Consider the following 22,678-nt stretch of genomic DNA (forward strand, 5'->3'; position numbering starts at 1 on the left):
GGGGTGGCGAACGGCGGTTTGGCGAGAGCTGGAAACACCGCCACGACGGCTGCGCGGGGGTGGTCGGCGAGGAGTTCGGCGAGGTCGGTGGAGGCCTCCGGCAGGACGTACCGGCCGAGGGGCGGCTGCTCGGGGACGAGCCCAAGGGCGAGCTTCAGGACCAGGCGTACGGCCAGCTCGTACTCGGCGATCGACTCCATCTCGGCGGCCGCGGCGGCGTCGCCGTTCCTCGCGGCGACGGACAGGGACACCCGCCGGCCGCGCTCGGCGCCCGATGCCTTCGGCATGTCCGTGAGGCCGCGTTCATGCTCGATGGGCGTCAGGCCGTCCGTGCGAATCCCGGCCGCCCTCTGCCCGGCAGTGCGACCGCCGAGGATGTAGCCGGCCTCGATGCCCACGGCCTCCTGCATGGGCGTGGTGCTGCAGGCTCTTCGGATGACCGGCTCCACCCCCAACTGGGCCCGTCCGGTGCGAGCGAGTGTCCCCAGCGTCCGGGGGTCGATCCACTGCCAGCGGGTCTCCGCGGCCTCGGGGCCGTGGGACGCGAAAAGCTGCGCCACCGCCGTCGGCTCGGGTGTCTTGTAGACGTCGCGGTCGATCGAACCGAGCGTGTCACGCATCGGAGCACTCCCTCGTCAGGACGAGGAGCCTCCCGACGCCGACGGCGCGATAGACTTGAGCCGTCGGCGCCCGGCGGCCGCCGAGTACGGACGACAGCAGGCAGTGGCTGAAGCCCAAGCGGGCCGCGGCGGCTCGTTGCGTTCCGTCGCGCGTGACCACGTCGCGCAGCATGTCGACGACGTCGTTCTCCGTGACTAGCCGCGGGGGATCGGCCGCGCACACGGGTGCGCTCGAAGAACTCATGATGGACCTCGTGAAGGAATTTGAACTTGCGATGTAAGGTTAGCTTGTATTTCAGTGCTGTCCAGTGGCCTAATGCGTTAAAAACTGAGAATTGCGGCGGGATACGGGTGCGTGTCACGTCTAATCGGGGTAAACATCAAGCATAGCACTAAAGCACTTCTTTGGTGCTTTAAGGGGGTCCTTCGATGGCGACACTCTCCTCACCCGTCCCGTTCCTCGACCTCGCCTGGATCCCAGCCGGCGACACGCGCTGGTCCGCCCGGCGCACGCACCTCTGGGACTGCGCTGCAGTCTGCGCACGCCCGGGGCTGGCCAAGGTGGGCCTCGAAGCGTCCGGCGGCCTCGTCTTCTGGGACCTCGCACGCGCCCCCGCCGAGGCCGTCCTGGCGACGAGGCTGGCCACGTACGATTGCCTCGCCCGGTACGAAGCCGCCGCCGTACAGGCTTCGTGAGGGCGCGCCTGTAGGTGAAGGCGCGCCGCATCCAGGGGGTGGGGTTCTGGAAGGCCCCGTCGAGGGCCTCCGTGGCGCGCTGCTTGGCGACCTTGGCGGTCTCCGAAATCGCCCACGCGGACGCCCGCCGGAACCGGTCGAGGCTGGCCTCCAAGAGGAACGCCTGTTTCCAAACGGCGCCGTGGTCGCAAATGTCGGCCACGACGGAGAGGGAGAGGGGCATGGCCCAAGGGTAGGGTCGATGCCGTCACGGGCTCCAGGTCACGGGCCCCGAAACGGGGACGGCCGCCGGACCCGGGGGTCGCGACGGCCGTCGAGATGTGCTGCATCTCGCCCTACGAAGGCAGAGGGATTCTACCGCGCCCCCCGCCTGGAACAAGGGGCGAACGAGCCTCACCGACCGGATGCGATGCGGTAGGACTCGGCCTCGCGCCTGAGATCGTAGGCCACGGTCTGGACGGCCCAGGCGGTGGAAACACGGGCTGACGATGGGCGATGAGCCGCTGCACGGCGGGGGCGGGTGTGGGACGCCATGAGGCGGTCCGACAGGGCTTGGCGGGCATCCTCGGCCAAGGCCACGTCGGCAGGATCCAAGGAAGCGCCGGACGCCCCCTGGACTTCCCAAACCTCGTTCCAGCCGAAGACGGGGAGCTTCGTCGTGATCCACGTCCAGCGGGCCGTTGCGGTCACGACCTCGGCATGGTGGACGGTGTGCTGGACGACCCGAACCTTGCCGGAGGCCGGAACCGAGGGCTCGGAGGCGGAGCGGGAGCCTCGCGAGGCGGAGCCCACAATATAGCGTGACGAACCGTGGACGACCGTCTGAGCCTCGGACACCTCGACGGGGCCCATCGGCTCGGTCGGTCGGGTGAGCTTGGTCGGGCCGTTGACCCGAAGGTCCTCGGCGGCCTCGGCCATTGCGCGAAGCTGGCTCGTGCGGCCGCGTCCGGTCGTGTAGCAGACCTCGGCGATCGTCCACCCCTCGGCCCGCATCCCAAGACCGAACAGGCCGTCTACGATGCGATCCTCGACGGTGTCGGTACGCGCGGAGGCATTGAGGCGGCGCCGGCGGGCTGCCTGCCGCTCGGCTGCGGTCATGGCGACCGCTCCGCCCGGGACGAGGGCCCTGAGGCATGCGGCGTCCGCCTCGTCGACCTGGACGTCGAGCAGGTCGACCATCCGGGCGGCGCTGTAGCCGTACAGGGGAGACCGCTCCGTGCCTTCCCACGTGTCCGTCTCGCCGGCCTCGTTGCGACGCTGGCGCCGGTCGAGGGACCCGAGGGCCGCGAAGGCTTCGCGCTCGGACAGGCCTGCCAGGGGTGCGAGCTCGGCGACCCAGTCCTCCCGGGATCCGCCACGAACCTGCGCGGTCGCGTTGGCCGTCAGGAACAGCCAGGTCTCGCGGCCTCCGACGCGGATCCCGACCCGATGCTCCCGAAGCGCGAGGAGGTCGGAGAGGACGGTCGGCCAGTAGCCCGAGGGGACGCGGCGGACGGCCTTCGGGGCGGCGTTGTGGTTGGCACCGACGGCCTTGGCCGCGATGCGCTCGCGGCGGCGCTCGGTCAGGGCGTGCCGGGCCACGGGAAGGATCGCGTCGGCGAGGGTGTGGAAGCTGAAGCGCGTGGCGTCCGCAAATGCGGCAGGGGCGAGCAGACGGGCCATGCGGCCGGACTTCGGGTGAATGCTGCCAACGAGGCGGACAACGCGGGCGGCATCCGTGCAGACGCGGTCGAGACCGCAGTCCCGGAAGCGGCGCCACAGCGGCAGCATGCGAGCCTCATGGGCGTCGAGCTCGGTGTCCTCGTGGCGCCGGCGCCGAATCGGCAGCCCGTTCAAGGCGAGCACGGGACCGTGGAGGGCGGCGATCGTGGCGCGGACGCGGGGCCATGCCGCCGCCTTGGCCCCGTCGAAGGCGTAGGCTGCCTGAAGGTTCCGGCCCGAGAAGATCCACACTGACGGCTGGGGGAGGCCAGCGGCCTCGAACCCCTCGACGAGGAGGGCCATGACGGCCTCGGGCTCCCAGCCGTCGTAGGGAAGGCCAGGCTGGTTGTAGTCGAAGTCGAGGGGGATCGAGCCGCAGGACTTCAGGTTCTCGCTGCTCCTGCGACGGCCCCAGAACCTATTCGCGGATAGGAGCTGCGCCGTTTCAAAGTGGGGGCTGTTGGGGGCGTCGGCCGGATCGACGGTTTCGCCCTCGAACGTCTCGCGATCGCCCTCGATGAGCTTCCGCCCGATCCAGACGCGTCCGACCGACCCCTTCGGGTTAAGCCACGCGACATGCTCGCGCCGGAGATGGGCGCGGGTCGCAGGGCAAGGGAGGGGCGAGAGGTTGACCATGTTCCGTAGGGTCATCTGAAGTCCGCAGGGCAGCACTCCTGCGAACCCTCAGATGCTACCCGCGTCGCTGGCATTCCGCAAACGGCCGTGGTTGAACCGACCCCCTGGGGGCGGCCCGCCCTGGGGAAGCCACCCCGGCCCCCGGGATTGGGGTGTCCTCGACACCGGATCGGGCGAGAATCGCCGGGGTTCCCGACTGGGATGGGAACGACCTGATTGGGCTGCCCTCGCCGAATCCCGCAGCCCAACGGAGGCTCTCTCCACAACCGCCGGAGAGCTCCCATGCGCGCTGCCCCCGCCTTCGAGACCGTCACCCCGTCGCCCCTGCTGCCCGGGGTCGAACGTAACCACTCCGCGGGTGTGTGTGTGACCCACCATGCTATCCGCCGCTGCGCCGACCGGGAGACGCTGGACGTCTTCAAGATCATCGACGTCCCGCTCCAGGCCATCCGCGACTGGATCGCCTTCTTCGGCGGCGTCGCCGTCCACCGCGGTGCGAAGTACGTCGTCCGGGATGGCATCGGCATGGTGATCGAGAGGGACCGGGTCGTGACGGTCATCTCTCAGCGGGAGGCACGCTGATGTCGCCCAGCCTGGCAGAGATCACCCGCCTGCCCGGAAAGAGCTGGACGCTGGCGGCAATCGCTGCCTTGTTCGGGGTGTCCCGGCCTTGCGTCTCGCAGATCCTGTCCGGGGCCGGGCAACCCCGCTCCCCGCCGTCCCGGCCCGCTAGGCCAGGAACGCCCGCATCATCCGGCACCGAGACGAGGGCCTGTCGAGGGAACTGATCGCGCAGCGGGCCGCGGTCTCTGTGGCGACCGTCTACCATGTCCTGAGATAGGCGCCCGCCAATCGGGGACAGGCTCGGACCGAACGGATCCCGGCTCGGGCGACCAAGTTCGAGTTGCTGCACACGGACATCCTTGACGCGTGGGCCGACTGCCTCGGGCAGTACGATCTCCATCTCTTAACGGGACGGTCCGAGGGGCGATCCGACAGATCCTGCTGCGGGCCCGGCGCCGGGGCGATCCGAGGGCGGTGCTCTTGGACAGCGCCTCTAGTAGTGGAAATCCGACGCTTAGTACCTACTCCCAACATCCGTACCGGGTGGATTACTGCCTGTCTGCTTTCGGCCGGAAAATATGTAAAGCCGACGCTTTCTCGAAGATTGACGAGATGCAAAATATTCAGTGACCGCTGGCGCTCAAGCTCGCCATCAAATTTCTGATTGGAATTGACGATGGCGCATCCAAGATCTCGGGCTTAATGATCCGTTTTCCGGACTAAATTTCCGTTTTATTAAATCTCAGGCATGACGGTGCTGCTTCTTGGGCGGAGCGGCATCGTCTACGTTTAGATCGTCCTTTTTGACGGCTACGCACTCCAGCTTTCCGAGAGTTCCTCGGCGACCCTGCCCCTACCGAAGCGTCGCAGTCTCGCCGGGCTTCAGGTGGCGGTCTGCACCATCCGTGGCGCAAACGAAATGGAGCCCGCCCGGCGATAACCGGGGGGCTCCCAAGGTAGGCGGGTGCGCCGGAACGGGTCCGGCGCGGGGTCGATTAGTCGATGACCTCGACGATGCGGCGGCTGCGGTCCACAAGCACCGGGCGCTCGTTGACGATGGTGTAGCGATAGCCCGGACGGGCCCGGTACTCGCTGGGCACGTCGTAGTAGGTGACCTCGTCGTCAGGCAGCACGGTCCCGACGCTCACCGGGCCACCCCAGCTATACGAACGGACGCCGCGCTCGCGGACGTAGGAACGGAAGCGCGGGCGATCCTCGACGCCGAGGATGCCGCCGACGGTGCCGGTGGCCGCGCCGACCGCGCCGCCAACGATGCCGCCGATGGGACCGGCCGCATCGGCACCGCGCTCGGCGCCCTCGGCGGCACCGCGCAGGGTGCCCTGTGCATGGGCGGTCATCGGGAGGGCGAACAGGCCGGCGGCGGCCATGGCGAGAAGCAGCTTGTTGGACATGGTGTCGTCTCCTTGCGCCGGAAGGACATCGGGGACTGGCGTTCGGCCCTCATGAGGGATGGCGAACCCCTCCCGCCCAACGGCGAGCCGTCGGATTTCCGCCGTAGCAACATCAAGGTCCGGAATCCGTTGCACCGCAATTTCGCGAACCCGACCTCGTCCTTAACGCCCTCGACCAATCCAACGTGGCCGACCGGTTCGGAACTCGGGTCCCTCGTATCGAGCCCGGCCGTCACCGCTAATCGGGGGATGTTTCGCCGCCATCTGGCTCGTCGTTCCCGGTGTCCTGAGGCAGACGCACTTCGGCGCCGTCCTCTGCTGGGCGGACCGGAACAATGGCCTGGGGCGCGGGGGCCGACGGCATCATCGCGGCCCCAGATGCCACCACGCCGGCCATGGCCCGAAGCTCGTCAGGTTGCCGGGGATCCTGGGCTACGCCCTCGGCCTCGGCCTGGAGGCGCAGGTTGCACGCCTTCGACGCCGGTCCGTTGTCGGGCGTGCATTCATCGTGACGGGCGCACGCCGCGTCCAGGGCATCGATGGGCGCGAGCGGGCCGTTGTTGCCCGCCCCGCAGTAGTTGCCGTGCAGGAGTACCTTGGGGGCATCGCCGGCCCGTACGCCGACCGGAGAAGCGAGGACGACCGTGACTAAGGCGTAAGCCGCCAATCGGGACGTGACCATGCACCAGCCTCGGTTCGTTTGCCCTCCAGGGCGAGTCACCTCCCTGAGCGGTCGGTGCGGACCATCGTAATCCCGAGGGCGCCAATACCGTTCCTGCCGCCTCCCCGGACCCACACAACCTCACGGCTCCCCGTCGGCGCACGGATGCCGAGGCATGTCCCTTGCAAATCGCGGATCGGTTTCGCCGCTTGCGGCGTTGTCTCGTCCATGCGAGCAGCCGGGCGAGTAACGGGATAGGTTCGCGGAGGCCGACCACCATGATCGAAGGGCACTTCCGCGTGACGCTCGTGACCCGTGACGAACGGCGCATCCTGGAGGCGAGGTCGGAGCGCGAGATCGCCCTGATGAGCGAAAGCGTCCTTCGTCGATACGACGGCCAGCCCTGGGCCGTCGGCTTCTACGTCGATGGCTGGGACCGCAGGGCCGCGCGCCGCATCGCCCTTTACCTGAACGACGTCACCCTGGAGCTCGAACTCGCCCAGGAAGCGGGAGCGACGAGCGCTCCCGCCCATGGTCTCAGCGCTTAAACTTACCGTCGTACTTGAACTCGGGGGCGGCCTTCAGCGCATCCTTGCTCGCGTTCACGGACGCCTTCCACTTCTTGGCGCCCGTGTCATAGGTCAGGGCGACGGATGACGGGTCGATCACCACGTAGCGCTCGCCCATGCCGAGGAAGCCTCCTACGGACACGATGTAGCCGGCGAGCTTGCCCTTCTCGATGACGATGTCCTTGATCTCGCCGACGTTGCTGTTGGTGCCGTCGACGACGTTCAGGCCGATCAGGTTGTAGCTCAACACCGCGTCCTGCGGGACGGGAGCGAACTTGACGGTGGCCGGAGGCGTGGGGGCTTCGTCCTTGGCGAGGACGGGGCCGGTCAGGGCGGTGACGGCGGCGAGGGCGAGAACGAAGCGACGCATGAATATTCTCCTGAGCCCGGATCGGGTGCCCAGGAATGTGCGGCGACCGCAAACCGTTCCGCCGGGAGTCTCGGGTCTCGGTGGGGCCCATTGGCGACCCCTCCAGGCCCGAACCTGACGCCCGGCTTTTCCCCGCGACAGTCCTGTCCCCCGGCTTCCGGCGACGGGAACGGTCCCGCGAGGATCGCCGTTCCTGGCCGATCTCGCATCCCCCATACGGATCGACCGAGGGATGCGATGGATCAGCCAGGAGCGAACGTCCTGGCAATCGACGGAGCGAAGAACCGTCCGCCGGGCAATGCCCCGACAGTAGATCTATGCCTGAACCAAACATACACACTGTGTTAATCTGCCATTCATTCAGGCAAATTGCTCTTCAATGCTGTATTATTTTGGAACGGTATCTCCGGGGTCTCCGTTTGTTGCTCCGTAACGACCAGCACAACCGGAGAACACCATGTTGAAGCAGCTTCGCGTCGCCGCCCTCGCCACCACCTTCGTCCTCGGCGGCGCCGCCCTGGCGGTCGCGCAGTCGTCCTCCACCGTCGGCACCGGCGGCTCGTCGGCCGGCGGCGGCACCAGCTCTTCCACCGTCGGCACGGGCGGTTCGTCCGCCGGCTCCGGCACCGGTGCGGGCACGTCCTCGACGCTGGGCACCGGCGGTTCGTCGGCGGGCGGCGGCACCAGCTCCTCGACCGTCGGCACCGGCGGCTCGTCGGCCGGTACGGGCGGCGGCTCCAACTCGACCGTGGGTACCGGCGGTTCGTCGGCCGGCAAGGGCACCAGCGGCTCGACCGTCGGCACTGGCGGCTCGTCAGCCGGTATGTCCGACGGCGCCGGGAAGTCGGGTGGCGCGGCCGGCCATGACAAGGGCGGTCACGGCAACTCCGAAAACGCGCCCGGCCACAACAAGCGCTGAGCCGGCGCGCTCCTAAAACCTCGGGCGCGGACCTACGGGACCGCGCCCCTCCCGCTTCCGAGGAGAGTTGCACCATGGCGCGCCTGATCCTGCCGCTTCTCGGCGGCGCCCTCGCCCTTGCCGGGGTCGCCGCGAGCCATGCCCAAACCAGCACCGTCACCGCGGGTCCGAACGGCGTTTCGGTCGGCACGACGGTCAACACCGGCCCCAACGGAAAGCCCTGCAAGGTCGTCCACTCCGACGACGCGAGGAACACCGGGGCGCTATCGAGTTCGGTCACTGCCGGCCCGGACGGCGTGAAGAGTTCCACGACCGGTGGCCCGTCCGTGACCACGCGATCCGCGAATGGCACGACGAGCAGCTCGGCTTCCAGTTCGAGTTCCGGCAACGGCACGACGATGACCACCACGGGCGACGGCGATTGCGTGGTCACCGTTCCCAAGGACAAGAGGTGAGGCTGACATGACGATGACCAGGATCATTCCGGCGTTCGCGGCCCTCGGGCTGCTTCTCGCCCCCGCGATGGCCGAGGCCCAGCCCCGCGGCAGCGCGACCGGCGGCAGCGCCGGCTCGGCCGCCGTCGGCGGCACCTCCGCGTCGACGGTCGGGACCGGCGGCACGTCCACGGGGGCGAACGGCGCCACCGGCTCCTCGCTCGCGACGGGCGGCAGTGCCGCCGGTGCCAAGACCATGGATCGCGCGAAGGTCAACGAGACCGGGAACGGCGGCCTGAACGGGCAGGCCAAGGCGATGGCCCACGACGGCGGCACTTTCTCGAAGTCGCAGACCAAAACCAAGGTACGCGACGGCGAGAGCGTCGAATCCCGCACCAAGACAATGACCCACGAGCCGGGTTCGAAGCCGGTCAAGTCGACCACCTCCACAGGCTCCACTGTCGGCCAATAGGATGAATGGCCCTTCCGAGGGCTTGAAGGGGCAAGGGACTTTCCGTCGAGACGGCACGAACGGGACGGGGCAGCCTGCCATGGAGGCTGTACCTGTCCCGTTTGCGTTGTCGGAGCCATGACGCAGCGTTCTCCGCAACGATCCGATGCGATTTCTGCAAGCCCCTGGCGATGACTTGGATGCAGGGGAAGGCGTGCGGATCCTCGTTTCCCCGAAGATCAGCACGAATAGCCGGATCTCCGAGAGCCATCCGTCGCGCAGCCGTGAACCAAGATCAGGAACGGGATCGATCCGGACGCCGTTCCTGAGCCCCTGGGCCGCTCCGGTCCCGGGTGAGGAGAAGCGCCATGAGCAGCACCACCGACAAGATAAAGGGTCTCGCCAACGAGGCCGTCGGCAACGTGAAGCAGGGCATCGGCAACGTGACCGACAACGACAAGCTCAAGGCCGAGGGCAAGGCGCAGGAACTCAAGGGCGACGCCCAGAAGACGACCGGGGACGTCAAGGACGGCGCCAAGCACGTGGCCGACAAGGTCACCGGCAAGGCCTGAAACATTGGGGTGGGCCGGCGCGGCCGACCCGCCCCCCGCTCCCCCGGCCATAGGCGGGGCCGCAAGGATACATTAAACTCGAATTTAGTATTCAGTTTCGCGAACGTTCAGATTTGAGAGACTCTAAGGAGGCTCGGAATTTGGAGGCGCGAAACCGATGGACGACAGCTTTCCCGCAGCCGAGCCCGATGGCGGCGTAGACGTCGTCGATGTCGGCGCACATGTCCGCAAGCACCTCGGGACCGCTTTGCAGTCCTACTTCGCCCTGCCGGTCGGGACCGAGCTTCCGCAGCGACTTGCATACCTCATCGAACGGTTCGACGCCGCCGTCGGACCGGCGAAGGCCAACCCCGAGAATGCCTTCCGAGATACGTTGATCGGGGCGGTGCCGGCCTTGAGGGGTTTCGCGTTCTCCCTTGCCGGCGACGCGACGCGGGCCGACGATCTCGTGCAGGAAGCCTTGGTGAAGGCTTGGGCCAACCGGCATCGCTTCACGCCGGGTACCAACTTCAACGCCTGGCTCTTCACGATCCTCCGCAACCAGTTCTACACCGAGATGCGCAAGGCCAAGCGCGAGGTCGAGGATGCCGACGGCATCCATGCTGCGACGCTGACCGCCCTCCCGGACCAGGAAGGCGTCGTGAACCTGAGGAAACTGCAGGATCGGCTCGCCGGCATCCCCGAGGCCCAACGGATCGCCCTGCTTATGGTGGGCGCGGAGGGCTACACCTACGAGGAAGCCGCCGAGTTGCTCGAATGTCGGGTCGGAACGGTGAAAAGCCGTGTCAGCCGGGCGCGAGCCTACCTGTCCGGCGTGCTCGGACTGGGCGACTCCTCGACGACGGATGCCCTCGCCTGAGGGGAGCCGTGAAAGGCCGAGGTTCCGGAAGGAGCCCCGGCCAAATCCCCATCGATGTCACATCGGGCGGCCGTGCATCGTCAATCGCGTGACCCAATCACGTGGAGACCGCACGATGCCCAAAGCCATTCCGGTACTCGCCGGCATCCTCGGCGCAGGACTGGCCGGGAACGGCGTCTTCATGCTCGCCGCGCCGGAGGCATGGTACTTTGCGGTACCGGGCGTGACGACGACAGGCCCCTTCAATCAGCACTTCCTGCGCGATATCGGTTTGATCTTCGTGCTGATCGGGTCGGGGTTCGCGTATGGCGCTGCCCGCCCGGGACAGCGCTCGCTTCTCTGGACCCTCGGTGCCGTCTGGCTCTCGGGCCACGCGCTGTTCCACTTCTGGGAGGTTGCGGTGGGCATCTGCGGGCCGGAGGTCCTGCCCCGCGATTTCCCTTCGGTGACGCTTCCTGCGCTTATCGCGCTCGCCCTCAGCGTCTGGTCGTTCCGCCATGCCGACCATCGATGATCCGACCCGCGTCTTCGAAAAGGAACGGGCGCGGCTCGTCCGCCTCGCCTACCGCATGCTCGGGTCCCTCGGCGAGGCCGAGGACGTCGTGCAGGACGCTTGGCTGCGCTGGCGGCAGGTCGACCATGCCGGGGTCGCGTCGGCCGGCGCCTTCCTGTCACGGACGGTGACGCGGCTTTGCCTGGACGTGATGAAGTCCGCCCGGGTCCGGCGTGAGACCTATCTCGGAACCTGGTTGCCCGAGCCCGTTGCCCTGGTCCCGGACGAAGCCCCCGGCGATGACCTCACGCTCACGCTGATGCTCGCCCTGGAGAGGCTCTCGCCGCTGGAGCGGGCCGCGTTCCTCCTGCACGACGTCTTCGCGGTCCCGCTCGACGAGATTGCCGAGACGCTTCGGCGAGAGCCACCGGCGGTCCGTCAACTCGCGGCGAGAGCCAGGAAGCACGTGCAAGCCGCACGTCCGCGTTTCCCCGTCGAGAGGGAAGAGGGCGCGCGCATCGCCAAGGCCTTCTTCGAGGCATCGACGACGGGCGACGTCGCGGCGCTGCGCGGCATGCTCGCCGATGCCGTCGTGGTGCACTCCGACGGAGGCGGAAAGGTGCTCGCCTTCCCGCGGCCGATCATCGGAATCGACAAGGTCACGCGCATGTTCGAGGGGGTCGTGCGCAAGTCGTGGATCCAGGATGCCCGCAAGCTGCGGGACCTCTGGATCGATGGCCTGCCAGGCTATCTCAGCCTGGAGCCGGGCGGGATGCTCCAGACCGTCGCCCTGGACATCCAGGGCGGGATGATCGTCGGCATCTACTTCACCCGCAACCCGGACAAGCTCCAGCGAATGGCGATGTCGTTCGGAGGGGCGGCGGGAGCGCCGCCCCCTCACTGAGCCTCAACGGCGGGCGATTGCCAGCTCCCTCCGGCAGACCGTCGAGAACGCGCAGAGCGGATCGAGGTCGCTGGCGTGGCGGATGTCGGCGAAGGCGGCGAGAACCTTGTTCGGGGCGAAGTAAGTCTCGCCGATGCGCTGCATGACGCGCTCGGCTTCCTGAAGCGTCTCCGGCTCCCCGAAGAGCCGGATCTTATTTACGATGGCATAGAGGCTTACCAGCTTGGCCGGGTCGTCGAGTTCGTGCCGGAAGGCATCGCCGAACAAGGTCGACGCCTCCCTGATGAACTCGCCATACAGCGCTTCCCGTCGCGCCCGGTCCTGCACCAGCAGGGTGGCGCGCTCCTGGCTGTGTTGCGTCAGCCAGGTGGTCGCGAAGGAGGCCATCGCGCCGATGGCCGAACCGGCCAGCGCCGACAGCGCCGGAAGATAGGCTGCATCCATCGGCGGGAGGCCTCAGGCCGTGCGCTTCGGCTGTGCCGCCAGCCAGTCGCCGTAGCGCCGCTGCGAGAGCCACGCGTCACCGGTGGGCGTCAGCCAGGGGCCGCCGAGGACCACCCCGAAATACGGTGCGGTGTCGTCCGTGCGGATGTCGTGCGTCTCGCCGAGGCCCTGGAAATGACGCTTCACCAACCCGACCATCGGCAGCCGCTCGGGCCCGGCGATCTCGACCATGCCGTTTCGCGGTGGCGCCAGCGCAGCCTCGGCGACCTTCGCGGCCACGTCGGCCGACGCGATGGGCTGGATCGACGCGGAGGTCACGCGCGCGACGCCGTCGACGAGCGCGGCTCCCGCGATGGCGGCGACGAACTCGAAGAACTGCGTGGCGCGGACCAACGTCCAGGGCACGCCCGCCGAGGCGATCAGTTCCTCTTGGGCCAGCTTGGCCCGAAAGTACCCGCTGTCGAGCAGGAGTTCGGTCCCGACGACCGAGAGCGCGACGTGGTGGGAGACGCCGGCATCCTTCTCGGCGGCGGCGAGGTTCCGTCCGGCGCGGACGAAGAAATCCATGGCCGCGTCGTCGGCGAACGATGGCGAGTTGGCGACGTCGACCACCACGCCTGCGCCCTTCAACGCTTCCGAGAGGCCTTCGCCCGTGACGGCGTTGACGCCGGTGTTCGGCGAGGCCGCGAGGACCTCGTGGCCGGCAGCCTTCAGGGTGGTGACGACCTGAGAGCCGATCAGCCCCGTGCCGCCGATGACGACGATCTTCATGTGACGCTCCGTCCTGTGTCCGGTCCCGGTGGGGACGTTCGAAACCAAGACGAGAGCGGTCCCACCCGGTGTGACATCGCCTCCGGTGAAATCGATCCGGGCGGGGTCCAACCGCCCTACGGCCAGGAAAGTCCGTCCCGCCGGAGAGGCAACGCCGGAGGACCTCCTCCGGCGCCGCCGCTGCCTTGGCCATTGCTGGGGGCGTGGTCAGTAATCCCAGAACACCGGCACCCAACGGAAGGCGTCGCCATCGACCGCGACCCTGCCGACGGACGGGAACGGCAGGTGCGTGGCCACCAACTGTTCCCTGGTCCCGGCCAATTCCCGCAGAAGACGGATACGGACGCGGGCCGCCTCCTCGGGGTCGTGCTCGAAACCGTTGTGCCAGTCGGGTTGGTCGAATCCGACGGGGAAGATGGCGTCGCCGGCGAACGTGAGGCGCTCTCCGCTGGATGCCAGGCGGACCACGCTGTGCCCGGGGGTGTGCCCACCGGTGCGGTGGACGACCACCCCAGGGGCGACCTCATGCGCTTCCTCGAAGGTTCGCAGGTTGCTGCGGTACAACTCGGAGAATCGTTTGGCCGTGGATCGCAGCGCGTCCGGGAAGCCCGTCGGCATGGAGGTGCGGGAGAAATCGGGAGCCTCCCAGAACGCGACCTCGGCGGCCGCCACGTGTATCCTCAGGTCGGGCCGCAACCGGTCCTTGACCCCTTCGATGAGGAGGCCACCGATATGGTCCATGTGCATGTGCGTCAGCACCACGTCGGTCACGGACGCCAGGTCGATGCCGCCCGCTTCCAGTCGTTTGACCAACTGGCCGGCCCGCGGCAGGGCCAGGTCCGGATCCAACCCGAGCCCGGCGTCGACGAGGATCGTCTGTCCGCCGCTCCGTACCAGGACGGCGTTCAGCGGCCAGTCGAACGCGTCCGGCGCCAGGAACATGTCGTCCAGCCATGCCGCCCGAAGCGCCGGGTCGGCATTGTGGGCGAGCATGGCCGTCGGAAGGGGCAATACCCCGTCGCTGACGATCAGCACGTCGATCTCGCCGATGCGTACCGCGTAGCGCGACGGCGCCAACTCCTCCGTCCCTGGATGCGGGCGGTCGGGATATCCGGGGTCGGTCCGCCCGGTTCGGCCGGTCTCTACGATGTTCATGGCTGTCCCTTTCAGGGGGACGCGCGTGGATGCACCTGGCTCACCGCCATAAAGACTCGCGCGTCATGCCACCGGGACGAGATTGGGGAGGCAGACGTGACATCCGCTTTCACATCCGTGACGCCGCGACGGCTGCAAGGGGTATCAAATCGGATGCGAGCCGGCCCGCGGTCGCCGGGTCGCGCTTCCGATGTGCGCCCGCACGTCGGCGGAGCCGACGTCGGTGCGGAAGAGGCGCCTACCAATCGACGTTCACCCGTTGGTCGTCCTTCGCGCCCAGTCCGGATGGACCCTCATCGCGACGACGCCAGGGAAGCCGGATATGCGCCAGGTACGGATAGACGGCGGGCAGGACCACAAGCGTCAGGAGCGTCGCGGTGACGAGGCCACCGATCACCACCGTGGCGAGCGGACGCTGTACCTCGGCGCCCGCGCTCGTCGAGAGCGCCATCGGCAAAAAACCGAGAGCCGCCACCAGCGCGGTCATCAGGACCGGCCGCAGGCGCATCTCGGCTGCGCGGGTCGCCGCCTCCCGGGCATCGAGGCCGATCCGTTCGAGGTCCCGGATGTAGCTCGTCAGCACCACGCCGTTGAGGATGGCGATGCCGAAGGTGGCGATGAATCCGATTGCCGCCGAGATCGAGAATGGCAGCCCGCGCAGGTACAGGGCGACGATGCCACCGGTCGCGGCCACGGGCACGTTGAGGAAGATCAGCCCGGCGAGGCGGATGTCGCCGAACATGACCACGAGCAGCACCAGGATCGCCGCCATCGCGGCCGGTACCACGACGGAGAGCCGGCTTGTCGCTTCCTGAAGGTTCTGGAACTGCCCGCTCCACTGCAGCGAGTAGCGCGGGGGCAAAGGAACCTGCGCCTGGACCGCGGCCTGCGCGTCGGTCACGAAGCTCTGGACGTCGCGACCACGGACGTTGGCCTGGACCGAGATCCGCCGCTGGAGCTTTTCCCGGCTGATCTGGGCCGGTCCCGTCGCCACGTCGACCGAGGCGACCAGCGAGAGTGGCACCAGCGCCTTGCCATTGCGCCCGACCGGCAGGTCGCGGATGCGCTCGATGTCGCTGCGGTCGGTGGACTTCAACCGGACCACGATGTCAGTGATGGAGTTGTCGTCGCCGTAGATCATGCCGGCGGTTCGCCCGCCGATGCTTTCCACCACGTCGAGGATGTCGCTGACGTTGATGCCGTAGCGAGCGGCCGCGGCCCGGTCGACCTGGATCGAGAGCGCCGGCATGCCCGCCTGCGCCTCGGCCTTCACGTCGGCGGCACCGGTGACGCCGGAGACCGCGCGCACGATGGCGTCGGCCTTGTCCTTCAGCACCTTGAGGTCGTCGCCGTAGAGGCTGATGGCCACGTCGCCGCGCACGCCCTCCAACAGGTCGTCCATTCGCATCTGGATCGGCTGCGAGAACGCGTAGGACACTCCGGGCACCTCCGCGCGCAGACGCTTGTCGATGGCGGCGACGAGCCCTTCCTGGGTGTCCGCCGTCGTCCAGGTCGAGGGGTCGGCCAACGTGATGAAGCTGTCGGTGGATTCCACCCCCATCGGGTCGGTGGGGATCTCGGCGCTGCCGGTCAGCGACACGACCCGCTTGACCTCTGGGAAGCTCTTCAGGGTCCGCTCGATGCGGTTCATGACCTTGAGCGAGGCGTCGAGGTTGATGCCGGGCAGCTTCTCGGAGGTGATGACGATGGAGCCCTCCGAGAGCTTGGGCAGGAACTCGCCCCCGAGCCGGGTCGCGAGCCAGCAACTCCCGGCGAACAGGCCGAACGTCACCAGGACGGTGATCCCCGTGCGGCGCTCGGCCAGCCTCAGCACGGGGGTGTAGGCGCTGCGCGCCCAATGGATGAGGCGGGTCTCGCGCTCGCCGATCCCGGGTCCGGCCAGCACGATGGCGGCGAGCGCCGGCATCAGGGTCATGGTCAGGACCAGCGAGCCGGCGAGCGCCAGGATGACGGTCAGCGCCATCGGCCGGAACATCTTGCCCGCGACCCCTTCGAGGGCGAGGATGGGCAGGTAGACCATGATGATGATGGCCACCGCGAACAGGATCGGGCGGGCCACCTCGACGGTCGCCTTGCGGATGACCTCCTCGGCCGGCCGCTCCGGGTGCTCGCCGCGTGCGCGCAGGACGTTCTCGATCATTACCACGGCGCCGTCGACGATGAGGCCGAAGTCGATGGCGCCGAGGCTCATCAGGTTGCCCGAGAGCCCGAACAGCCGCATCCCGGCAAACGCCATCAGCATGGACAGGGGGATGGCGGCCGCCACCACCAGGCCGGCCCGCAGGTTGCCCAGCAGCAGGAGCAGCACGACGATGACGAGTACCGCCCCCTCCATGAGGTTGTGCTCGACGGTGCGGATGGTCCGCGCCACCAGGGTGCTGCGGTCGTAGTACGGCACGATCTCGACGCCCGGCAGCAGTTGCGGGCGCAGGGCCTCGATGGTCTGCTTCACGGCCACGACCACGGCGCTGGCGTTCTCGCCCTGCTGCATCATGGCGATGCCGACCACGGTCTCCCCGGCCGCATCGTGCGTTACGGCGCCGAGACGGACCTTCGGCGCCTCCACCACCTCGCCCAGGGTCGCGACCGTCACAGGCACGCCGCCGGGGCCCGTGGTCACGACGATATTGGCAAGGTCCTTCGTATCCTTGGCAAGCCCGAGGCCGCGTATTACCTCCTGCTGGTCATTGTGCTCGATGTAGGCGCCGCCCCGTGCGGCGTTGTTCTCGGTGAGCGCCGTGTAGACCTGCCCCATCGTCACGCCGTAGCGATGCAGGCTCTCGGCGGCGATGCGGACCTCGTAGGTCGGCATCTGACCGCCGTAGACGTTCACGTCGGCGATGCCGGGGGTCAGCTTGAGCTTCGGCGCGATGGTCCATTGCAGGATGCGCTTCAGGGCCATCGGCGAGTAGCCCGGGCCCCGCACCTCGAACTGGTAGATCTCGCCCAATCCCGTCGCCATCGGACCCATTTCGGGATCGCCGACGCCGGCCGGCATCATCGTCTTCGCCAAGGGCAGGCGCTGGAACACCTGGGATCTTGCCTCGGTGATCGACATGGAATCGTCGAAGGTCACGTAGACGGCCGAGACGCCGTAGCGCGACGTCGAGCGGATGCCCGACAGGCCCGGCGCCCCGGCCATGGCGTTCTCGACGGGGAAGCTGACGAGGCGCTCGACCTCCAGGGGGCCGAGGCCCGGCGACAGCGTCAGCACCATGACCTGCTTCGGCGAGACGTCGGGCACCGCGTCGATGGACAGGCCTTCGAGGTTGACGATGCCGCCGACCGCGCCGGCGAGCGCCAGGACGAGGACGAGCCAGCGGCGGCGGATGAGGAGGGCGAACCAGGCGTTCATCGCGACCTCAATCTGTCGAGCCGAGCAGGGCGCGCATCAGGATGGCCTTGAGGCCGAAGCTTCCTTGCGTCGCCACCGTCTCCCCAAGCTGGATTCCGGATTTCACCTCGACCCAGTCGGCACGCTGGACTCCGAGCGTGAGGTCTCGTTTCTCGAAACGGTCGTTGCCGGTGCGCACGAAGGCGATGGGGCCGCTCTCGGTCTGCTGGATCGCCGCGGCCGGCACCGTGACGCCCTCACGCCCGAGATCGGCGGCGATCTCCACGGAAACGAACATGTTGGCGCGTAACGTCCCGTCCGGGTTGGCGATCTCGATGCGGGCCGGGGCGGTGTTGGTCATCGGGTCGATGGCGGCGTTGACCGACCGGACCCGGCCCTCGAAGCGGGGATGCGCCGTCACTGGGGCTTCGATGGTCGCCCGGTCGCCGGCCTTCACGGTCGAAATGTCGTGACCGTAGAGGTTGGCCAGGACCTGGATCTGCGAGGGGTCGGCCACCGTGAAGGCGTCGCGATTGGTATCGACCACCTCGCCCAGGGTGATCCCCGCCATCGTCACCACGCCGTCGATGGGCGAGACGATGGCGCTGACGCCTGGAGCCTCTCCGGGCGCCGGGGCGAGGCGCTCGTACTGTGCCCGGTAAAGGTCGACCTGCGACTTGGCGGACAGGGTTGCGGAATGGGCCTTGGCGAGGTCGACCTGGCGCCGGTCGACCTCGGCCTGGGCGACGCCACCCATCTTCACGAGGTCGCTGCCGCGCTTCAGGTTCGTCTCGGCGACCTTCTCCGTGGCCTGCGCCTCTCCGAGGCTGGCCTGGGCGGCTGCAAGGCCGTTACGGGCGTCGAGGACACCTGAGGCATCGAGGGTGGCCAGCGTCTGGCCGGCCTTCACCCGGTCGCCGGGCTGCACCGAGAGGCTGAGAACCCGCCCCGAGGTGCGGGGCTTCAGGCGGGTGACCCTGCGCTCGTCGAAGGCGACCATGCCGGGCGTGCGCACGGGCAGGATGATCCGGCGCGTCTCGGCTTGCCCGAAGGCCAGTCCGAGGCGGCCCTGGCCGTCGGCATCGAGCCAAACGACGTTGTCCTCGGTCGGCTGCTCGGAGGCGGCAGGGGTCGTCGTCGCGGCCTCGGGTGCCGTGGGCGCCAACCCGACCGTCTGGAGAAGCGGTTCGACATAAGGCCGGACGGCGTCGCGATACCACCAGCCAGCCAGCCCGAGCGCGGCCAGGCAAACGGCCAGGGCCCACCACGAACGGGGACCGATCCTCATGGATGCAGGATCGGGTGCCGCGGTGCCAATGGAGATTTCCTTCGTGCCCGATCCGCCGGCAGTCCGAGATGCGCGCACCCCGCCACGGTCGACGATCTCGGCATCGCCGGTCCCGGGCATGTCGGTCTCCGCCTCCCTCAGCACGATATCATCCACGGTTCAGATTAGAGTTGTTCTAAGACCTAGAGCTTGCGACGGTACTCGCCATTAAATTCGCGTTCACACTCGTGGTCCCGGCACCGGTCCCGAACCACATGATGGACCGGGACAGGGGCATGGGCCCGGGAGTGGACCGGGTTGGCCAAGCTTCTGCTGATCGAGGACGATGCCGCGACGGCCGAGGAGATCCTCGCCGACCTGCGTGGGCGCGGGCACGAGGTCGCGTGGGTCGCCACAGGGCCGGAAGGCGCGGATGCGACCCGTTCGGGGACCTGGAACGCCATCATCCTCGACCGGATGCTTCCGGGCCTGGACGGGCTCACCCTGCTGCGCGACCTGCGCGCCACCGGGGACCGGACGCCCGCACTCGTCCTGAGCGCGCTCGGCGACGTCGACGAGCGCATCCGCGGCCTGCGCGCCGGCGGCGACGATTACCTGGGCAAGCCCTTCGTTCTCGGCGAACTCGCGGCCCGCATCGAGGCCCTGTTGCGGCGTCCGACGGACTCCCGCGAGACGGTCCTCAGGGTCGGGACCTTGGAGCTCGACCTGCTCGCCGGGACCGGACGCCGGGGCGTGCGCGACCTCGACCTGCTGCCGCGCGAGCTCAAGCTGCTCGAATACCTCATGCGCCGGCCGGGCCAGGTCGTGACCCGGGCGATGATGTTCGAGGAGGTCTGGAACTACCGGTTCGCACCCAAGTCCAACCTGATCGACGTCCATGTCGGACGCCTGCGCAAGAAGCTTGAGATCGATGGCGAGCCGATCCTCATCCACAATGTCCGCGGAGAGGGCTTCACCCTGACACCCGATGTCTAGGCTGACCCGCTCCTTCGCGTTCCGCTGGGCGCTGGGCATCGCCCTGTGGTCGACCCTGCTGTCGTTGATGCTGTTCGCATTCGTGTACTGGCAGACCGCCGCCTTCATGCAGGACGAGCTCAACCAAGTGCTCCGCCATGAGGTCCGTTATGCCGCCCGGGACCCGGGGCAGGCGGCAAACCGCATCGAGACCTGGATCAGCGAGGACCTGCACAGCGTCCACTTCGCCGGCCTTTTCGGTCCCGATGGGAGAAAGCTCGCGGGTAACCTCGATGCGCGACCGGCCAACCTGCCCCTGGATGGCGAGGTCCGCCGGATCGGCACCGAGGTCGCCATCGCGGGACGGCGCCTGCACGAGGACCTCTGGTCGGCGGCCGTGGACCTGAGCGACGGGACCGTCGTGGTGGTGGCCCACGACACCGACGAGATCGACCGCGCCAAGGCCACGGTGATCCGGGCGCTCGGCCTCGCCCTCGTCCCGACCCTGGCCTTCTCCATCCTCGGCGGCGTGCTCCTCGCCGGACGCGCCAAGCGCCGCCTCGCCTCGACGGAGGCGGCGGTCGCGCGCGTGATGCGTGGGGACCTGCGTCAGCGCCTGCCGGTCGGCGAGGCGGGGGACGAGTTCGACCGCCTTGCGCGGGACGTGAACGGGATGCTCGACGAGATCGAGCGGCTCATGGACGAGGTGCGCGGCGTCGGTGACGCCGTGGCACACGACCTCCGCACGCCCCTGACGCGGCTCCGGCTGCGCCTGGAGCGCGGCCGCGATCAGGCACGGGACATCGACGAACTGCGCGAGGCGGTGGACCAGGGGCTGGTCTGGATCGACCAGACGTTGGAGATGGTGACGGCGGTTCTCCGCATCGGCGAGATCGAGCATGGCCGCCGATGCGCCGCCTTCGGTCCTGTCGACCTTGGGCTCGTGGTGAGCGAGGCGGCGGAACTGTTCGAGCCCCTCGCCGAAGATAAGGGGATCGACCTCAAGACGGCGGTCGACGCGGGTGTCCCGCCCATCGAGGGCGACCGAAGCCTCATTTTCGAGGCGATCTCGAACCTCCTCGACAACGCGATCAAGTTCACGCCGGCCGGGGGCAGCGTCAGGGTCGGTCTCGACCGACGCGACGGCGATGGCGACGCCGTGATATCGGTGGAGGATACGGGCCCCGGAATCGTTTCCGGCGAGCGCGACCTGGTTTTCAAACGGTTCTATCGCGCGGAACGCGCCCGACAGACCCAGGGCAACGGACTTGGCCTCGGCCTCGTCGCCGCAATCGCCAAGCTGCATGGGTTCTCGCTGACCGTGGGCGACGGTCGAGCAGGCGGATGCCGTTTCGAAATGGAATGCCCGGTGGCGGACAGTCGTTCGACCATCACGGATTGACCGGGTGCCCGCGGGCGGACCCATGGAATGATGGTCCACAACACAGTTTGCGTCAGACCACTTCCCGTCAAGGCCGCGACCCGAAAATGAATATAATTTTAGGAATTGTTCCAGGGCGTGCTTCGGTGGGAAGCATATCCGATGAAGTCGAGAAATACGCTTGCAGTGGGGAGGTGGGCCTACGTGGTCATCGCCTTCGCCATGATCAATTCACCGGCAACGGCAGGGCACACACAGGCCCGGAAGTATCCGCCGCTTTCGTTCTCGGAGCCGGTCGGGGTGCCTCACAAGCGCTGAGCGGGCTCGTGCATCAGTCGCGGATCGCTGCAGTGGTATTGCAGGGCGGACCAGACCTGCGACCTCAATTGCTCGACCGCCCCGCCGGGTATGGAATGCCACGGCGGCGGCGGCTGAGGAAATCGATGACCCGTGACCGATGTGCGGGACATCCAAGAGCGTTTCCCGGCATTCGCGGCAATCTTAAATTCGGCGTCATTTTCGAACGCTTCTAAACTGCAGCCGTTTCCAAGGTCCACACCGCCCGTCCGGGCGGTGCACGCTCCAAGGTCAAATCGGCACCTCATGAAGAACGCTCGTTTCCTCTCGGCCCTGCTCCTTGTCGGGACCGCCTTGCCGCTGCCCGTCCTCGCCAACGGCGCGCCGACCGCCGCCCCCTCGGCCCCGAGCGCGATGAAGGTCCTTTCGCGGATCGACCTCGCCCAGGCCGACCAGCCAAGCGCGAAGAGCGTCGACGACGTCCGCGGCTCCTCGCAGACCAAGACCACCAGTCCGCAGCCGGTCGGCGCCTTCCCGACCAACGAGATGTCGGGGATGCCGGTCATCGGACTCGATGGCGGCGCCGACGCGATCAAGAAGGACGTCGCGGCCCTTCAGCAGACCCTCACCGAGCTGCAGCAGCTCCAGCTCCAGACCAAGCAGGCCCACTGGAACGCCTCCGGCACCCTGTACTACCCGCTGCACCTGCTGCTTCAGGAGCACTACGAGGGCCTGTCCAAGTACGCCGACACCATCGCCGAGCGCCTGCTCGCGGTCGGGGCCTCGGCTGACGGGCGCGCCAACACCATCGTGAGGACCTCGGGCGTCCCCGAGATCCCCGGGGGCTTCCTCGACGACGCCCAGATCCTGGTCTGGTTCACCAACGCCTACAAGCGGGTCGGCGAGGAGGTGAACGCCGCCATCAAGGCGACCGAGCAGGTCGACCCGACCACCTCCAACCTCCTGCAGGAGGTCGAGCACGGCATCGCCAAGTACCAGTGGCAGATGCGTGCCCAGCTTCAGCGCACGAAGACCGACCCGAACACGGGCTGGGACCTCAACGACAACAAGCCCGTCGACCTCGCGCCCCAGGCGCCGTCGAAGCCCTGATGCACTCCGGTCACGCATGCGCCCCCCACGGCGCGGGCGTGACCCACTTCGACGGGACATGA

24 protein-coding genes are annotated in these 22,678 nt (G+C 68.1%); 13 read left to right on the forward strand and 11 right to left on the reverse strand.

Translation table 11 applies throughout. The annotated features are described in order from the left end of the window. Both FV218_RS10200 and FV218_RS10205 read right to left on the reverse strand, forming a co-directional pair. Nucleotides 1-620: hypothetical protein (locus FV218_RS10200; protein WP_147709616.1), on the reverse strand; the 620-nt coding region annotated here is incomplete at its 3' end. After that, nucleotides 613-864, reverse strand: coding sequence for a hypothetical protein (locus tag FV218_RS10205; protein WP_147709617.1), 252 nt, complete (start codon nucleotides 862-864; stop codon nucleotides 613-615). The genes FV218_RS10200 and FV218_RS10205, both read right to left, overlap by 8 nt. 185 nt (nucleotides 865-1,049) lie before the next feature. Here FV218_RS10205 and FV218_RS10210 point away from each other — a divergent pair, with 185 nt between their 5' ends. Further along, nucleotides 1,050-1,316 (forward strand): hypothetical protein, encoded by a 267-nt coding sequence (locus FV218_RS10210; protein ID WP_147709618.1) that lies wholly within the window; start codon nucleotides 1,050-1,052, stop codon nucleotides 1,314-1,316. Nucleotides 1,317-1,709: 393 nt separating this feature from the next. Here FV218_RS10210 and FV218_RS10215 read toward each other — a convergent pair whose 3' ends face one another. Next, nucleotides 1,710-3,668, reverse strand: a complete 1,959-nt coding sequence (locus FV218_RS10215; RefSeq protein WP_147709619.1) for a hypothetical protein — start codon at nucleotides 3,666-3,668, stop codon at nucleotides 1,710-1,712. 267 nt (nucleotides 3,669-3,935) lie between these two features. On the opposite strand from FV218_RS10215, the gene FV218_RS10220 reads away from it, so the two are divergent. Then, complete coding sequence (locus tag FV218_RS10220; protein ID WP_147709620.1) at nucleotides 3,936-4,235, forward strand: hypothetical protein; 300 nt, start codon at nucleotides 3,936-3,938, stop codon at nucleotides 4,233-4,235. Nucleotides 4,236-5,212: 977 nt separating this feature from the next. Here FV218_RS10220 and FV218_RS10225 read toward each other — a convergent pair. After that, nucleotides 5,213-5,629, reverse strand: a complete 417-nt coding sequence (locus FV218_RS10225) for a DUF1236 domain-containing protein (RefSeq protein ID WP_147709621.1) — start codon at nucleotides 5,627-5,629, stop codon at nucleotides 5,213-5,215. A gap of 238 nt (nucleotides 5,630-5,867) precedes the next feature. Then, nucleotides 5,868-6,311, reverse strand: a complete 444-nt coding sequence (locus FV218_RS10230) for a hypothetical protein (RefSeq protein WP_246685063.1) — start codon at nucleotides 6,309-6,311, stop codon at nucleotides 5,868-5,870. A gap of 257 nt (nucleotides 6,312-6,568) precedes the next feature. On the opposite strand from FV218_RS10230, the gene FV218_RS10235 reads away from it, so the two are divergent. Next, the gene (locus FV218_RS10235) at nucleotides 6,569-6,838 is read left to right on the forward strand and encodes a hypothetical protein (protein WP_147709622.1); all 270 of its coding nucleotides are present in this window, start codon (nucleotides 6,569-6,571) and stop codon (nucleotides 6,836-6,838) included. Here FV218_RS10235 and FV218_RS10240 read toward each other — a convergent pair. Further along, nucleotides 6,828-7,229, reverse strand: a complete 402-nt coding sequence (locus FV218_RS10240; protein WP_147709623.1) for a PRC-barrel domain-containing protein — start codon at nucleotides 7,227-7,229, stop codon at nucleotides 6,828-6,830. The genes FV218_RS10235 and FV218_RS10240 overlap by 11 nt on opposite strands. A 457-nt stretch (nucleotides 7,230-7,686) precedes the next feature. Here FV218_RS10240 and FV218_RS10245 point away from each other — a divergent pair, with 457 nt between their 5' ends. The 7 genes from FV218_RS10245 (at nucleotide 7,687) to FV218_RS10275 (ending at nucleotide 11,861) form a co-directional block, all read left to right on the forward strand. Then, complete coding sequence (locus tag FV218_RS10245; RefSeq protein WP_147709624.1) at nucleotides 7,687-8,148, forward strand: hypothetical protein; 462 nt, start codon at nucleotides 7,687-7,689, stop codon at nucleotides 8,146-8,148. Nucleotides 8,149-8,222: 74 nt separating this feature from the next. Next, on the forward strand, nucleotides 8,223-8,603 hold the full coding sequence (locus FV218_RS10250; protein ID WP_147709625.1) for a glycosyl hydrolase: 381 nt from the start codon (nucleotides 8,223-8,225) through the stop codon (nucleotides 8,601-8,603). A 7-nt stretch (nucleotides 8,604-8,610) separates the two neighbouring features. Beyond that, a complete protein-coding gene (locus FV218_RS10255) occupies nucleotides 8,611-9,054 on the forward strand; it encodes a hypothetical protein (RefSeq protein WP_147709626.1) in 444 nt (147 codons plus the stop codon). A 347-nt stretch (nucleotides 9,055-9,401) separates the two neighbouring features. Next, nucleotides 9,402-9,605: a CsbD family protein gene (locus FV218_RS10260; protein WP_147709627.1), complete on the forward strand. Its 204-nt coding sequence runs from the start codon at nucleotides 9,402-9,404 to the stop codon at nucleotides 9,603-9,605. Between the two features lie 157 nt (nucleotides 9,606-9,762). Beyond that, nucleotides 9,763-10,464, forward strand: coding sequence for a sigma-70 family RNA polymerase sigma factor (locus FV218_RS10265; protein WP_147709628.1), 702 nt, complete (start codon nucleotides 9,763-9,765; stop codon nucleotides 10,462-10,464). Between the two features lie 115 nt (nucleotides 10,465-10,579). Continuing rightward, nucleotides 10,580-10,978, forward strand: a complete 399-nt coding sequence (locus FV218_RS10270) for a hypothetical protein (RefSeq protein ID WP_147709629.1) — start codon at nucleotides 10,580-10,582, stop codon at nucleotides 10,976-10,978. Beyond that, nucleotides 10,962-11,861 carry a sigma-70 family RNA polymerase sigma factor gene (locus FV218_RS10275; protein ID WP_147709630.1) on the forward strand — a complete coding sequence of 300 codons (900 nt, stop codon included), beginning with the start codon at nucleotides 10,962-10,964 and terminating at the stop codon, nucleotides 11,859-11,861. Before FV218_RS10270 ends, FV218_RS10275 begins: the two co-directional genes overlap by 17 nt. A 3-nt stretch (nucleotides 11,862-11,864) precedes the next feature. Here the strand turns inward: FV218_RS10275 and FV218_RS10280 are convergent, their stop codons facing one another. From FV218_RS10280 to FV218_RS10300, 5 genes are all read right to left on the reverse strand, one after another. Next, nucleotides 11,865-12,305, reverse strand: a complete 441-nt coding sequence (locus FV218_RS10280; RefSeq protein WP_147709631.1) for a hypothetical protein — start codon at nucleotides 12,303-12,305, stop codon at nucleotides 11,865-11,867. 12 nt (nucleotides 12,306-12,317) lie between these two features. Beyond that, entirely contained in the window at nucleotides 12,318-13,076 is a 759-nt protein-coding gene (locus FV218_RS10285; protein WP_147709632.1) for an SDR family oxidoreductase, read from the reverse strand. Between the two features lie 207 nt (nucleotides 13,077-13,283). Further along, nucleotides 13,284-14,231: an MBL fold metallo-hydrolase gene (locus FV218_RS10290; RefSeq protein WP_147709633.1), complete on the reverse strand. Its 948-nt coding sequence runs from the start codon at nucleotides 14,229-14,231 to the stop codon at nucleotides 13,284-13,286. A gap of 238 nt (nucleotides 14,232-14,469) precedes the next feature. Next, on the reverse strand, nucleotides 14,470-17,607 hold the full coding sequence (locus FV218_RS10295) for a CusA/CzcA family heavy metal efflux RND transporter (RefSeq protein ID WP_147709634.1): 3,138 nt from the start codon (nucleotides 17,605-17,607) through the stop codon (nucleotides 14,470-14,472). Between the two features lie 7 nt (nucleotides 17,608-17,614). Continuing rightward, nucleotides 17,615-18,874 (reverse strand): efflux RND transporter periplasmic adaptor subunit, encoded by a 1,260-nt coding sequence (locus tag FV218_RS10300; protein WP_246685064.1) that lies wholly within the window; start codon nucleotides 18,872-18,874, stop codon nucleotides 17,615-17,617. 297 nt (nucleotides 18,875-19,171) lie between these two features. Between FV218_RS10300 and FV218_RS10305 the strand changes: the two genes are divergently transcribed. From FV218_RS10305 to FV218_RS10315, 3 genes are all read left to right on the forward strand, one after another. After that, on the forward strand, nucleotides 19,172-19,849 hold the full coding sequence (locus FV218_RS10305; protein WP_147709636.1) for a response regulator transcription factor: 678 nt from the start codon (nucleotides 19,172-19,174) through the stop codon (nucleotides 19,847-19,849). After that, on the forward strand, nucleotides 19,842-21,230 hold the full coding sequence (locus tag FV218_RS10310) for an ATP-binding protein (RefSeq protein ID WP_147709637.1): 1,389 nt from the start codon (nucleotides 19,842-19,844) through the stop codon (nucleotides 21,228-21,230). The genes FV218_RS10305 and FV218_RS10310 overlap by 8 nt, the downstream gene beginning before the upstream one ends. A 582-nt stretch (nucleotides 21,231-21,812) precedes the next feature. Next, nucleotides 21,813-22,616 (forward strand): DNA starvation/stationary phase protection protein, encoded by an 804-nt coding sequence (locus FV218_RS10315; RefSeq protein WP_147709638.1) that lies wholly within the window; start codon nucleotides 21,813-21,815, stop codon nucleotides 22,614-22,616. Nucleotides 22,617-22,678 lie beyond the last annotated feature (62 nt).

The organism is Methylobacterium sp. WL69, assembly GCF_008039485.1.
Lineage (GTDB): Bacteria > Pseudomonadota > Alphaproteobacteria > Rhizobiales > Beijerinckiaceae > Methylobacterium.

Bases quoted from the DNA above. Each gene is read 5' to 3' on its own strand.
- FV218_RS10205 (WP_147709617.1), bottom strand. From the start codon at position 864: ATGAGTTCTTCGAGCGCACCCGTGTGCGCGGCCGATCCCCCGCGGCTA.
- FV218_RS10210 (WP_147709618.1), top strand. From the start codon at position 1,050: ATGGCGACACTCTCCTCACCCGTCCCGTTCCTCGACCTCGCCTGGATC.
- FV218_RS10215 (WP_147709619.1), bottom strand. From the start codon at position 3,668: ATGACCCTACGGAACATGGTCAACCTCTCGCCCCTCCCTTGCCCTGCG.
- FV218_RS10220 (WP_147709620.1), top strand. From the start codon at position 3,936: ATGCGCGCTGCCCCCGCCTTCGAGACCGTCACCCCGTCGCCCCTGCTG.
- FV218_RS10225 (WP_147709621.1), bottom strand. From the start codon at position 5,629: ATGTCCAACAAGCTGCTTCTCGCCATGGCCGCCGCCGGCCTGTTCGCC.
- FV218_RS10230 (WP_246685063.1), bottom strand. From the start codon at position 6,311: ATGGTCACGTCCCGATTGGCGGCTTACGCCTTAGTCACGGTCGTCCTC.
- FV218_RS10235 (WP_147709622.1), top strand. From the start codon at position 6,569: ATGATCGAAGGGCACTTCCGCGTGACGCTCGTGACCCGTGACGAACGG.
- FV218_RS10240 (WP_147709623.1), bottom strand. From the start codon at position 7,229: ATGCGTCGCTTCGTTCTCGCCCTCGCCGCCGTCACCGCCCTGACCGGC.
- FV218_RS10245 (WP_147709624.1), top strand. From the start codon at position 7,687: ATGTTGAAGCAGCTTCGCGTCGCCGCCCTCGCCACCACCTTCGTCCTC.
- FV218_RS10250 (WP_147709625.1), top strand. From the start codon at position 8,223: ATGGCGCGCCTGATCCTGCCGCTTCTCGGCGGCGCCCTCGCCCTTGCC.
- FV218_RS10255 (WP_147709626.1), top strand. From the start codon at position 8,611: ATGACGATGACCAGGATCATTCCGGCGTTCGCGGCCCTCGGGCTGCTT.
- FV218_RS10260 (WP_147709627.1), top strand. From the start codon at position 9,402: ATGAGCAGCACCACCGACAAGATAAAGGGTCTCGCCAACGAGGCCGTC.
- FV218_RS10265 (WP_147709628.1), top strand. From the start codon at position 9,763: ATGGACGACAGCTTTCCCGCAGCCGAGCCCGATGGCGGCGTAGACGTC.
- FV218_RS10270 (WP_147709629.1), top strand. From the start codon at position 10,580: ATGCCCAAAGCCATTCCGGTACTCGCCGGCATCCTCGGCGCAGGACTG.
- FV218_RS10275 (WP_147709630.1), top strand. From the start codon at position 10,962: ATGCCGACCATCGATGATCCGACCCGCGTCTTCGAAAAGGAACGGGCG.
- FV218_RS10280 (WP_147709631.1), bottom strand. From the start codon at position 12,305: ATGGATGCAGCCTATCTTCCGGCGCTGTCGGCGCTGGCCGGTTCGGCC.
- FV218_RS10285 (WP_147709632.1), bottom strand. From the start codon at position 13,076: ATGAAGATCGTCGTCATCGGCGGCACGGGGCTGATCGGCTCTCAGGTC.
- FV218_RS10290 (WP_147709633.1), bottom strand. From the start codon at position 14,231: ATGAACATCGTAGAGACCGGCCGAACCGGGCGGACCGACCCCGGATAT.
- FV218_RS10295 (WP_147709634.1), bottom strand. From the start codon at position 17,607: ATGAACGCCTGGTTCGCCCTCCTCATCCGCCGCCGCTGGCTCGTCCTC.
- FV218_RS10300 (WP_246685064.1), bottom strand. From the start codon at position 18,874: ATGAGGATCGGTCCCCGTTCGTGGTGGGCCCTGGCCGTTTGCCTGGCC.
- FV218_RS10310 (WP_147709637.1), top strand. From the start codon at position 19,842: ATGTCTAGGCTGACCCGCTCCTTCGCGTTCCGCTGGGCGCTGGGCATC.
- FV218_RS10315 (WP_147709638.1), top strand. From the start codon at position 21,813: ATGAAGAACGCTCGTTTCCTCTCGGCCCTGCTCCTTGTCGGGACCGCC.